Origin of the sequence: Limnospira sp. PMC 289.06 (assembly GCF_032350395.1) — a bacterium.
GTDB lineage: Bacteria > Cyanobacteriota > Cyanobacteriia > Cyanobacteriales > Microcoleaceae > Limnospira > Limnospira platensis.
This window is the reverse complement of the sequence record NZ_JARPLC010000136.1, coordinates 1-11,679: the sequence shown is the minus strand read 5'-3', so window position 1 is coordinate 11,679 and position 11,679 is coordinate 1. Positions and strand designations below refer to the sequence as shown.

At 45.2% G+C, this 11,679-nt stretch carries 11 protein-coding genes, 1 tRNA gene and 1 pseudogene; 5 read left to right on the top strand and 8 right to left on the bottom strand.

Features of this window, described 5'->3' with window-relative positions; genetic code table 11:
• Positions 1 to 412: 412 nt before the first annotated feature.
• The 6 genes from P5674_RS20275 to P5674_RS20250 form a co-directional block, all read right to left on the bottom strand.
• Positions 413 to 486 (bottom strand) — tRNA-Met (locus P5674_RS20275).
• 44 nt (positions 487 to 530) lie between these two features.
• The gene (locus tag P5674_RS20270; RefSeq protein ID WP_043468293.1) at positions 531 to 1,484 is read right to left on the bottom strand and encodes an asparaginase; all 954 of its coding nucleotides are present in this window, start codon (positions 1,482 to 1,484) and stop codon (positions 531 to 533) included.
• Positions 1,485 to 1,506: 22 nt separating this feature from the next.
• A complete protein-coding gene (locus P5674_RS20265; protein WP_006620520.1) occupies positions 1,507 to 2,007 on the bottom strand; it encodes a CGLD27 family protein in 501 nt (166 codons plus the stop codon).
• Positions 2,008 to 2,029: 22 nt separating this feature from the next.
• Entirely contained in the window at positions 2,030 to 2,470 is a 441-nt protein-coding gene (gene rsfS / locus P5674_RS20260; RefSeq protein WP_006617699.1) for a ribosome silencing factor, read from the bottom strand.
• Between the two features lie 77 nt (positions 2,471 to 2,547).
• Positions 2,548 to 3,786 (bottom strand): glycosyltransferase family 4 protein, encoded by a 1,239-nt coding sequence (locus tag P5674_RS20255; RefSeq protein ID WP_014275520.1) that lies wholly within the window; start codon positions 3,784 to 3,786, stop codon positions 2,548 to 2,550.
• Positions 3,787 to 3,830: 44 nt separating this feature from the next.
• Complete coding sequence (locus P5674_RS20250; protein ID WP_231852177.1) at positions 3,831 to 5,537, bottom strand: DUF3352 domain-containing protein; 1,707 nt, start codon at positions 5,535 to 5,537, stop codon at positions 3,831 to 3,833.
• Between the two features lie 70 nt (positions 5,538 to 5,607).
• Between P5674_RS20250 and thyD the strand changes: the two genes are divergently transcribed.
• From thyD to P5674_RS20230, 4 genes are all read left to right on the top strand, one after another.
• The gene (gene thyD, locus P5674_RS20245; protein ID WP_006617702.1) at positions 5,608 to 6,528 is read left to right on the top strand and encodes a thylakoid membrane protein ThyD; all 921 of its coding nucleotides are present in this window, start codon (positions 5,608 to 5,610) and stop codon (positions 6,526 to 6,528) included.
• Entirely contained in the window at positions 6,528 to 7,883 is a 1,356-nt protein-coding gene (locus tag P5674_RS20240; protein WP_014275521.1) for a GTP-binding protein, read from the top strand. The genes thyD and P5674_RS20240 overlap by 1 nt, the downstream gene beginning before the upstream one ends.
• Positions 7,867 to 8,187 carry a hypothetical protein gene (locus P5674_RS20235; protein WP_006617704.1) on the top strand — a complete coding sequence of 107 codons (321 nt, stop codon included), beginning with the start codon at positions 7,867 to 7,869 and terminating at the stop codon, positions 8,185 to 8,187. Before P5674_RS20240 ends, P5674_RS20235 begins: the two co-directional genes overlap by 17 nt.
• Positions 8,188 to 8,404: 217 nt before the next feature.
• Entirely contained in the window at positions 8,405 to 8,674 is a 270-nt protein-coding gene (locus P5674_RS20230; protein ID WP_014275522.1) for a hypothetical protein, read from the top strand.
• Positions 8,675 to 8,696: 22 nt separating this feature from the next.
• Here the strand turns inward: P5674_RS20230 and P5674_RS20225 are convergent, their stop codons facing one another.
• Entirely contained in the window at positions 8,697 to 9,656 is a 960-nt protein-coding gene (locus P5674_RS20225; protein WP_014275523.1) for an MDR/zinc-dependent alcohol dehydrogenase-like family protein, read from the bottom strand.
• Positions 9,657 to 9,871: 215 nt separating this feature from the next.
• Here P5674_RS20225 and P5674_RS20220 point away from each other — a divergent pair, with 215 nt between their 5' ends.
• Positions 9,872 to 10,912 (top strand): sensor histidine kinase, encoded by a 1,041-nt coding sequence (locus P5674_RS20220; RefSeq protein ID WP_035735904.1) that lies wholly within the window; start codon positions 9,872 to 9,874, stop codon positions 10,910 to 10,912.
• 34 nt (positions 10,913 to 10,946) lie between these two features.
• On the opposite strand, the pseudogene P5674_RS20215 reads toward P5674_RS20220, so the two are convergent.
• Positions 10,947 to 11,606 (bottom strand): annotated as a pseudogene (locus P5674_RS20215) (SDR family oxidoreductase).
• Positions 11,607 to 11,679: the final 73 nt, after the last annotated feature.

Below are 11,679 nucleotides of genomic sequence, written 5' to 3'. Positions count from 1 at the left end.
CCTGATACTGAAAGGCGGTCTGATATCTTTGTACGTTGATTCCCTAGCGGGTTCCCTCCTACGGCTACCTACGGCTATCGTGTTGGCTTTGAAACATACCCTCCCCCCATAACCGGAACAAGCACTATTGGGGAAGTGACCGCCGTGATAGCAGTCAATGGTGACGAACGAACCGATAGGCTTGCCCTTGACGGGTATCACAAGGGAACCACCCTATCAGCGTCCGGTTATGGGGGTGATATGGGTATTTGACAGATTGATTAAGTTGTGCTTGTTGACTGAGTAATCATCCTATTGAGAGAATTATTTTCCTGTGTTAGGACTAGCTTATGAGTAATATCTGAGTAATTAGGTAGGATAACCATTATAGGCAACTCCCGCCACAGTAGATATATCAACGTTTTCGGTTTAATAGCGGGGAGCGGATTTGAACCACTGACCTTCGGGTTATGAGCCCGACGAGCTACCAGACTGCTCTACCCCGCGCTGTATGAATACAGTATAAACCAACAGCCGAGAAATTGCAACCCCTAAATCATAATTAATTCTCCGCTAACCTCTAAGCGCTTAAAATTATTAAGGATCATGAACTTATCAGCAAGGTTTTCAGCCATTGTAGGAGTAATCCAACCCATCTGAGTGAGTAGATGAATAGCGATCGCATATTTAGCACGATTCGCCCCATCCATAACCTTAATCGCCAATCCCATACCTTCACCGACCCGACCCACGCACTGGACTCCCTCAGCCCCAGACTTACTGATGAGTTCCCCTTGTGTTAATCGCATCAATTCCGTATCAAAATGTCCCTCACAGGCGACAAACTCCGGGTGATGGGTCATAGATCGGACAATGCGTTCCATGTCCAAATTATCACCGGAAGCCAACTGAGCATATAAAGTCGCGATCTGAGACAATTCCATCTGATAAGTTGGGGCTCCGCAATCATCCCTAGCGCCGACAAACTCATCTCCGGGAATACCCAAAAGTTCTCCCAGCTTGGAGATAATCAATTGTTGGACGGGGTGTTTACGCTGTAGATAGGTCTCCAAAGGCCAGTGACGTTGACGACAGACGGCCAGCATTCCGGCGTGTTTCCCAGAACAACCATGTTCAAGGGGGCTACGTTTACCTTGAGGAATAGGGCATTGTAGATGAGAAGGGTCAATATCACAGCGCCACAGAATATTAAAGGCTTGTCTAGCCTGTTCAATCTGTCCGTGATGGGAACTACAAACGATCGCCAAATCACGATCAGTCAAATCATAACGTTCTAAAGTGCCAGTGGTAGTAATTGCCAAAGCCTGAAAGGGCTTCAAAGCCGACCGCACAAAAGTAGAAGTGTCTGGACTACCAGCCAGAAACAGAAGTTTACCCCGGTTATCACAAACGGCGGCTTGAATGCGATGGACGGCTTCTGTAATCCCCTCGCGCAACAATTTAACTTCCAATTCCGCTGTGTGTGTACGTTTTCCCCTTGTCATATTTTCCGAATCAATAATAATTTTAAATGCCGATCCAAATCATCCCTCCCATAGCCACAACCAACCCTAAACCATAGCAGGTTTGTTGAAGTCGGTATAGGAGGGGTTGCACCTGATGGGTAATAATTAACCGGTCTTGGGTGATAAATTCAGGAGTTTTTACCCAAGTTTGACCGTCATACCATCCCGACTCCTCATAAAAAACCGTTGGACTAATTAAACGCGATCGGATATACCACCATCCCAAATACAACCGCAGCAAAACCAAGGCCAGAAACAGAGTGGAACCTGCGCCCGCACTCAAAATAAAATGGACAGGACTCCGTTGGGGGGCAAAACTAGCAGCCGCGACGGGGGCAAAAATTACACTGGACCATAGCCACACAGTTGCTAACTTGCCCAGATATTTCGGCCATGGTAATGTTACCCAACTAAAAAACCAAGATTCTTGGAGTTCCTGATATTCATTGATGGGAAGTTGTTCTGGGGGGACGGGGCAGACTGAAACAGAAACCTTTCTCATAAGTATTTTTAGGGCTTAGGGTTTAAGTCAGTGCAGACCAGCTAATTTTTTCAGCATGACCCCAGAAGGCTTCTAAATTATAGAACTCTCGTTCCTCTGGTAGCAAAATATGGATCATGACATCACCATAGTCTACCACTATCCAAGAACCTTCGCTTTGACCATCAATTCGCAGCGGTTGTCGCTGGTTTTCCTCTTCTACTTTCTGGATAATGGCTTGATGAATGGCCCTAACCTGAGTATTTGAGAAGCCGGTGACAATGAGAAAGTAGTCTGCTAAGTAGGAAACTTCGGTAACTTTCAGAAGTTTAATGTTGTCGGCTTTGCGATCGTCGGCAGCGATCGCCGCCGCGATCGCTGTGGCTAGGGTGGGGTCCTCAACCCGACCCTTGAGGGTCGTAGACCCATCCGGTGCGTATTGACTATGGCTATTATTAAACATTAAGCGATAAAATTCCCCCATTAGTGAAAGGTTGTACGGATGTGATCATTCTAACAACTCGGATGAAGATCCTGTGTGCAGGTATCGGGTGTGAACTGTTAACGAGAGTTGCTGACCTCGGTAAATAGGGCTTCATATTTACTCAAAGCTAAATCAAAGCTAAATTCTGCCTCGGCGAACTTACGGCCCTGTTTACCCAAGGCCTCGACTAAGTGGCGATCGCCATATAATTTCAAGACCGCATCAGCCATAGCCTGGGGATCTTCCGGGGGAACCACCACCCCGGCGCCACTTTTGACTACAGCCACCTTAGCCGTCCCGGTATCTGGAACCGATGCCACGATCGCCCTACCACTAGCCAAAATCACGGGAATTTTTGAAGGTAGATTAAACGCCGTGACATCTCGTTTTTGCACCACCAAACCCACATCAGCCGCCGCCAACATTTCCGGCAATTTTTCCCGGGGTTCAAAGGGTCGTAATAACACATTATCTGCCTGATGAACCTTACATAACTCTTGGAGATTTGCCAAAGCCTTAGCCTCCCCTACAATCACAAAAGCAATGTCACTAATATGCTGAAGTTTAGCGGCAGCTTTAATGACAGTATCCATGCCTTGAGTTAGGGCAATATTCCCAGAATAAAGAACCACGAATTTATCTGTTAATCCGTGGGCTTCCCTAAATGGGTTGTTTTCTTTAGGTAAAGGATGAATAAACTTAGTATCCACCCAATTGGGAATATAAGCAATTTTATCGTCGGGGACACCTTGCTGTAATAAATTATCCCTAAAACCTTCAGCGATGACACTAACTCGACTCACATTTTTATAACTCAATTCTTCAACTTTGCGGGCAGTCTTCAACACGAAGCTATCCCCTTCAACCAACTTAACCCGCATAGCTGCTTCCGAGACAATATCCTGAAGATTTAAGACGATTGGGCAGCGTCTAATTGTGGCATATAAAGCCACAGGCAAAGAGACAAGTAACGGGGGAATTGTGGCAAAAATTACATCGGGTTTCCAACCTTTAAAAGCTTGCCAAATACTGGTAGTAATAAAACTCCCATCTAACATTAACCGAGCTTTTAAGCCGGGTTTTGGGCCTTTAATCCAAATAAAACTGCGCTGAATTTCTACGCCATTTCTCTGTTCAGTCACATAGAATTTACCCTGATATTCTGGATAAACGCGACGTTCTGGATAATTAGGCATTCCGGTAACTACCCGCACTTGATGACCCCGTTTAACTAAACCTTCCGCCAGTTCAGTCATTAAGGGAGCAATACCAATGGGTTCAGGATAGTAGTTGTAGGAATAAATTAGGATACGCATAATTTTCAGCTCATGTTGAGGAAATCAATTCAACTATCTTTATCTCAGTATCTTCTGGGTTTGAGATTCAGAACTACCTCAATAGTGATATGATCATCGGTGGGTTGGGTGGCACTGATACCAATTCCTTGGACTGAGTTAAGTAGACTAATGGTTCTCCTTGGTAGGGCGACAGCCGGCGCAGCTAGAAGGTAGCTTGTAGCCCAGGATAGTAGGTTTTCCATATCTAAGTAAACATAGCTATGATTAGCTTCTGGTAAAGAGCCGGTAATTTTCTGAAATCGGGTTGTTTCTGTTAGGGATGGATTAGGAACCTGGGTCATAGCTTCAACCACAGGACCACCAAAGGCGACAAATAGGAGATTAGGGGTTAACCATCCATGTCCGAACAAAGTCCCTTGTTGAGGGTCATTCCATTCGGTTACTTTAATGCCTTCAATGGTCCGCTGTTCGACGTTAACGGGGGGGTTACTTTGGGCGATAATCTGATCAAGTTGGTCTAGGGTGTTTTGGGCGATCGCCTGATTACTGGTTTCTAAGACCAATGCGCCGCCTAATCCCAGGGGGGCGAGAATCCCTTTTTCCGAGGCGATCGCCGCCAGGGCGAATTCTCCATCCATCCAACCAAATACTTGCTCATCTGCATCAAGTTCAATAGCTGCCAATCCATGCCTTATCTGTTGTACCACGCCTTGAATACTGGGATCAATTTGGCTTTGGTCAACCAATTGTGACCACATAGCATTAATTCCCTGACTATTTACCATAGCAACAGTTTCTGAGGGAAATCGGGAAACAATTTGACCTACTTGGGGGGAGGAGTTAACGGGGGTTGGCGATCGCCTTTGCTGCACGATCCCCCTAATCCGAAATCCTGTTGGTTCTACCCCTAAACTGACCATAGCAGAATGAATTGGGGCGAATTGAGATATCAGACTCCAAGATTCCCAAGAGGAGTCGGAAAACTCGGATAATTTTTCTAAAAATTGGTTATAGTCTGCTATAAAAATGGTGATTAAGGGCATAGGAACCCTATAGGATTCGGTGGGAAATGGGGATTTGGACAAGGGAGAACTAATATCAGTTGTGGCTTTATTTGCGGTTTCTGCTGCGTTTATACCTTTCCATAATTGGGCTAAGTTTGGCTCTCCAAAACGGGTATCGATCGCCTTTTGGATCGGTTCGGGACTAGCTGCTACTAACAGGCGATCGTCAACTCTTGCTATATGGTATATTTTACCACTCTCCTCTCCGTATTCATAAATAGTAAAACCCCGGTATTGTGGCGGCTGTCCTGACCCACCCACTTCCGCATTGAGCCGGTTAATAAACTGATTAGCCCGCCTCTGATTTTGAATCGCTAATATCATGAGCAGATCAGCATCTTCCGAGGTTTCTGATGGTAACACACTCACTAAAATTCCCCCTAACCAGGGTTTAATATCTCGGTCGAAATTTAGGGAAGTTCCGGCTAAACTCTGTCGTTTAAGACTTGACAAAAACTGATTTATATGATACCTACTTTGCTGATTACCAAATTGTCTTAAATAGTAGAGTGCCGATGGATTAGGGGTAACAAAAACCGCCATCAGTGCATTTTCAGGAACCAATCTCACGCTGTCTTCTGGGCTATAAACCTGTACTCGTAGGGCTCGCAGATGAAGCAGTATAGCCACCGTCCCCGTAAAAGCGATCGCCACAGCAGCCATAATCAGTTTAGACTTTTTTAAGGTAATGTTCAAAGTTGACACTTGACAGTTGACAGTTGACACTTGGCAGTTAAAAATTATTAATTATTAATTATTAATTGACTTCCTCATAATGAAAGTAGCAATTACAGGAGCCACCGGATTTGTAGGTTCACATCTCGTCCAACAACTCCACTCCCTAGGGTATCAAATCGTCGTGCTTACCCGTAACCCAGACAGAGGGCGGCGGGTGTTTCCCATAACCAACTACCCCCAAGTAGAGATGGTGCGCTACACTCCCACAGAAGCAGGTTCATGGGAAGATGCGATCGCTGGCTGTGATGGTGTAGTCAACCTAGCCGGAGCCCCCATAGCCGATGAACGTTGGACAGAAGCCCGCAAACGGGAACTATACCAAAGTCGAGTTATCCAAACCCAAAAACTCGTCTTGGCTTGCACCAAAGCCACCCCTAAACCCCAAGTTTTAGTCAGTACCTCCGCCATAGGCTACTACGGAACCAGCGAAACAGCCACCTTTGACGAAAGCAGCCCCCCAGGAAACGATTTCCTAGCTGACCTCTGTCAGCAGTGGGAAGCCGCCGCCGCCCCTATCCAAAACAGTGATATCCGTTTAGTGATCCTACGATTTGGTATTGTACTAGGTATGGGAGGTGCTTTGGGCAAAATGCTCACCCCCTTTAAACTATTTGCCGGAGGACCCCTAGGCAGCGGTCAACAGTGGTTTTCCTGGATTCATATTAGCGATTTAGTCAATCTAATTCGCTTTAGCTTAGAAAATCCCCAAGTTGAGGGGGTTCTTAATGCTACCGCCCCCAACCCCGTCCGTATGAACGAACTATGCCAACAAATGGGCCAAATTATGAATCGTCCCTCCTGGCTACCTGTGCCTAGTTTTGCTCTGGAAATGCTATTAGGAGATGCTGCTATTGTAGTATTAGAAGGCCAACAGGTGTTACCATTACGCCCCCAATCCTACAATTTTCAATATCAGTATTCTACGGTGAAACCAGCCCTAGAGGAGATTCTCGCCTGATGTCTCGACCTGACCCATCTACCGCCCATTTCCAACGTGCGCGCAGCAGTTTACAGCAGGCTTTAAAGCGTTATGGTCAAATGCGCCGCCAACAGGACTCACGGGGTAGCCAACTACAAGCTACGGTACAGGAACAACTTGATACTCTGGCTGTTAACTTGGAAAAGCTAGATCAGGGGTTAATTCGGATCGCGGCTTTTGGTTTGGTTAGTCGTGGAAAGTCGGCGGTTTTGAATGCTTTGTTAGGTCAGCGAGTTCTGAAAACTGGACCAACTCACGGGGTCACGCAATGGCCGCGATCTGTGCGTTGGACGGTGAGACCTGAAGAAATACGGGAAGTAGAACCTATTGATGTGGAGTTAATCGATACCCCTGGACTTGATGAAGTCGCGGGCCAGATTCGAGGTGAAATGGCGCGGGAGGTTAGCCGTCAGGCGGATTTGATTCTGTTTGTGGTGTCGGGGGATTTGACCCGCACTGAGTATGAGGCGATCGCCGAGTTAAAACGTACCCAAAAACCTTTGATTATCGTATTTAACAAGATTGACCTTTACCCAGAATCTGAACAGGAGGCGATTTATCGGAATTTGCAGCAGTTGGCGGTTCGGGGTTCGGCCATGGTTCCCTCATCTATAGAAATTGTCCGGGTTGCTGCTGAACCTACCCCCCTACAGGTGCGGGTAGAATGGCCTAATGGCCGCATTACTCAGGAATGGGAGTCGCCACCTCCTCAAATTCAAGAGTTACAGCGGGCGATCGCTACTATTGTTTATCGGGAAGGGCGATCGCTTTTGGCTTTAAATGCTTTGGTTCAAGCCCGGGAAGCTGACCGAATGATCGCCCGCCAGACTGTCCGTTTACAGCGTGCTGAAGCCGAAGATTTAATCTGGAAGTTTACCCAATATAAAGCCATAGCCGTCGCTATCAATCCCATCGCCTTTTTGGATGTGGCGGGGGCCTTTTTTGCCGATTTGCTGTTAATTCGCGCTTTAGCTAAGTTGTATGGGTTGCCTATTACCAGTTATCAGGCGGGGAAATTATGGCGGCAAATTTTGGCTAGTTCTGGCGCGATTTTATTGGGTGAAGTCGGCAGTGGTTTACTCCTAGGAATCGGCAAAACTGGCGCGGGGTTAGTGGCTAATTTTCCCGGCTATGCAGGGGCTGCTATTACTCAAGCGGCGATCGCTGGTTATGGTACTTATGTTGTCGGTCGCGCCGCCCAGGTTTACTTAGAACAGGGTTGCACTTGGGGAGAATATGGTATTGATACCGTCATTCAAGAGATTATTAATCAGTGCGATCGCGAGACGGTAATTTATCGTTTACGACAAGAATTTGATGATTTTATTGGATAGCATGAATATTCCACACTTACAGCCCGAAACTATTGCCACCATTCAACAAATGTCTGAACCGGAAATTAAAGAACTTGAGGAGTTTGTGCAATTCCTCGCCTGGAAAAAGTGCCGAGAATCAACAGAACCCTCTTCCCCCCCTGAATATAGCGCCTTAGTGCCTTCGGTTCCGGGGAATATTACCTTAGCTTCAGAATCTCCCCCTGCTCTCACTCAAGATAATTGGCATAAAGCCTTAGATATGCTCACCAAAGAACGCCTAAGTCAACTGCGAACACTACACCATCGCTTAAATTATCCCTAGAAACCTAGACAATCACTGCCCTCTATGGTATAATGGCATGGTATGCTATATATAAACTAGCCATATAACTCCCATCATAGGCTTAGTCAGCTTCGCCTATAAGGGAGTACCAGTGGTTAATTTGAGTTGAGCTAACAACTACTCAAAGCGCGAGACTCTAACACTGGTAGACTCACCCTAATTTATTCACCCATTGTTATAGCAGAAGGTATTGACCGTGTTGAGGTTTTTACAGTTTCTCATTCAGGCTATTCAACCTTTTTTAGTTCCTATATGCTTTGTCGTCGCTTGGGGGTTGATGTTCCTGACAATTTGGAATGTCGGAGCAGCGATCGCCCAGACCATCAAAAGAGCTAAAATCATGCACAAAATCCCCTGTGCTAACTGTAGCTTTTTTACGGGAGATTACCGCCTTAAATGTCCTGTACAGCCAACCATAGCACTCTCGGAAAGGGCGATCGACTGTCCCGACTACGAATCCAAATAAACCAAAATATCTGGTCAAAATATTAAGAGCCTGCCACATCAACCAGAACCTTTAAAGTGCCAGGCTTTTGAGCATGGTTAAAGGCAGCGATCGCCTCATCTAAGGAATATTTAGCCTCAATCAAAGGTTCCACATCAACCCGAAATTCTGCCAATAGTTCCAAAGCCGGAACGAAAGGACCACAGCGGGAACCTAACAAAGCAATCTCATCTACCACCAGAGAAGATATATCAATAGTCAAATCCCCGGCATATGTACTTTTGAGAACCAGAATACCACGCGATCGCAAACTCCGACGGGCGATCGTAAATCCTTCAGGATTGCCAGTACATTCTACCGCCAAATCAAAACTTCTGTCAACTACAGCATCAGCCAATCCCGTTTTAATGCCCCTATTTTCTAATAATTCTAACTTATGTCGATGACGACCTACAGCCAACAAATCACAACCCGTTAAAGCCAAAGTTTGAGCGATTAATTGCCCTAGTTTGCCATCTCCGACCACTAAAACCCGCCATTGCGGGTGAATAGATAGCTGTTGCTGAATTTCCAACGCCGCCGCAATAGGTTCCGCAAAAGTCGCCGCGTCCGTAGAAACACTATGGGGAACTAAATGTAAATTTTGTACTGGAAGCGTGAGATAATCAGCGAATGCACCATTACGGTTAACTATACCTAAAACAGTGCGATTTTCGCAGTGGGTGGGTTGTTGAGTCAGGCAAAATCTACATTTACCACAGGCGGCGTTAATTTCTCCCACCACCCGCCGCCCCAGAAGATTAGGGGGACCTTGTTCCACCACACCGACAAATTCATGGCCCGGAATACCCTGGTAGGGATAATATCCCCTAAGTAATTCTAGGTCAGTGTTGCAAATCCCGGCTCGCAGGACTCGCACTAATGCCTCTCCTGGACTCGGTGTAGGCGTGGGTATGTCGGTGCGGAGTTCGAGTTGCTGATGTTCCAGCCAAACTGCTTTCATGGTTACGGTTTTACCTAATCAGTAACGTTTGCTATATTTTAGTCAATCTTTAAATTTACCGACAACCGGGAATTTGTCACCTAGAATAGAAGCACAGTAAATTTTTACTAAAGGGCACCACTCAGGTGGTGAGTTGGTGGGTAGCACTGATGCTGAAAAAGCTCACACAAAATATATTATCAAGGTCTGGTCTGACAATTACTACTCTTGGTCTGATGATAGTTATTTCTTTATTATATGGCTCTGTTTATTTTTTATCGAGTCATAATATGCTGCCTTTTGTGATTAGCTTGATTTCCGTGTTAGGAGCTGCTGGAATAGCTTGGCATAGTTACCAAAAACAACACAAGTGGCATCAAGAAAAACAGGATTTAGAGAATCATATTCAAGACTTGCGCGATTCGGGGCATTTAAAACAAACTCAGCTAGAAAAAAGTTTGCAGAATTTAACCGAAAAATTTAATAATATTGAACTGGAAAATATCCGCCTTAACAATAGTAATCTCCGCAAAGATGAATTTCTGAGGCAAACATCCCATGAACTGCGAACACCCCTCAATGGCATTATCTGTTCTCTGCAACTGTTACTTGATGAGTTATATGATAACAGTGACGAAGAAACCGAACTGCTGCAACAAGCCTATCAGTCTTCTCTGCATTTAATTAACCTCATTAATCAGGTTTTGGATTTAGCAAAAATTGAAGCTGGGAAAGTCTCAATTGAGTTAAAGCCTATTGATTTGCACGCATCTCTAACCGCTGCTATTTATTTACAGTTCGGCAATTTTCGCAAGAAAAATCTACAGCTTTACCGACAAGATTTTTTTCAAGGCATTAAAATTAAAGCCGACCCCAACAAATTAAAACAAGTTTTGATTAATGTGATTGGTAATGCTATTAAATTTACAGACCGTGGTAATATTACGATTATTACTGAACTCCGACAGGTGAAATCTAATCCCAGCGACTCCCCAATCACTATGGCAGTTATCACTGTTCAAGATACCGGAATTGGTATTGAGCCGAAAAATCAACACCGACTTTTTGAGGCATTTCAAGTAGAAAATGAGTCTAACACTAATCCTCAAGGAAGTACGGGACTCGGTTTAATGATATCTAAAAATTTGGTGGAAATGATGGGGGGTAGCATTTATTTAAACAGTCCCGGAAGAAACCAAGGAACTACCGTAGAAATTCTGCTACCCCTAGCTGATCAAGAATCGGAAATTGATGATAGTAATATTAAGTATGATTAGCCATTAATATTACCTGATTAAACAACCCTACAGATTACCAGGGAAGTACCTCACCATTAGCGTGCCAAAATGTGCCAGTATTATCTAAGTTGAGTTGATCAATTCTGGCTAATAGTCCCTGTACTGACTCGGTGGGAGTAATTCCAGTAAAGTTAGTCATGCGGGTTCTGACTAAGCCTGGGTGTAAAATACCTACAGAAATTCCCCGGGGTTTTAAGTCATGGGAGAGAGATTTTCCCGCCATACTTACCGCGACTTTAGACATTCGATAACCATAGGAACTCCCGGAGGTATTATCACCAATAGAACCCATGCGACTGGTGATTATAGCAATTTTTGACCCAGACTGGAGGTGAGGGAGTAAAGCCTAAGTGACTCTCAAGGGTCCCAAGGCGTTGACTTCAAACTGTTGGCGGATACTATCAAAATCCAGGTTTTCCAGGGTGTTACGCTTTAAAATACCCGCGTTGTTAATCAGTACATCAATAGTGCTACCTTTTAAATTGGAGGCTAACTTACTGACGGCTTCTGGGGAGGTGATATCACACCCAGACTCGACTCGCACCCCTAATTATTCTAATTCGGCGCTAGAATGGCGACAGACTGCAATCACAGTTTCTTGGCGATCGCATAATTGACGACAAAATTCTAAGCCAATTCCTCCGGTAGCACCCGTAACTAAATAAGTTGCCATTAGGATTCAATTATCAAACTATTAGGGGTCGAGATAGACCTCACGGTCTACCCCTCCCATTCAGCAGCAGAAC

Excerpts from the sequence above, each read along its gene's own strand:
- P5674_RS20270 (WP_043468293.1), bottom strand. The coding sequence starts at position 1,484 with ATGACAAGGGGAAAACGTACACACACAGCGGAATTGGAAGTTAAATTG.
- P5674_RS20265 (WP_006620520.1), bottom strand. The coding sequence starts at position 2,007 with ATGAGAAAGGTTTCTGTTTCAGTCTGCCCCGTCCCCCCAGAACAACTT.
- rsfS (WP_006617699.1), bottom strand. The coding sequence starts at position 2,470 with ATGGGGGAATTTTATCGCTTAATGTTTAATAATAGCCATAGTCAATAC.
- P5674_RS20255 (WP_014275520.1), bottom strand. The coding sequence starts at position 3,786 with ATGCGTATCCTAATTTATTCCTACAACTACTATCCTGAACCCATTGGT.
- thyD (WP_006617702.1), top strand. The coding sequence starts at position 5,608 with ATGAAAGTAGCAATTACAGGAGCCACCGGATTTGTAGGTTCACATCTC.
- P5674_RS20240 (WP_014275521.1), top strand. The coding sequence starts at position 6,528 with ATGTCTCGACCTGACCCATCTACCGCCCATTTCCAACGTGCGCGCAGC.
- P5674_RS20235 (WP_006617704.1), top strand. The coding sequence starts at position 7,867 with ATGATTTTATTGGATAGCATGAATATTCCACACTTACAGCCCGAAACT.
- P5674_RS20225 (WP_014275523.1), bottom strand. The coding sequence starts at position 9,656 with ATGAAAGCAGTTTGGCTGGAACATCAGCAACTCGAACTCCGCACCGAC.
- P5674_RS20220 (WP_035735904.1), top strand. The coding sequence starts at position 9,872 with ATGATAGTTATTTCTTTATTATATGGCTCTGTTTATTTTTTATCGAGT.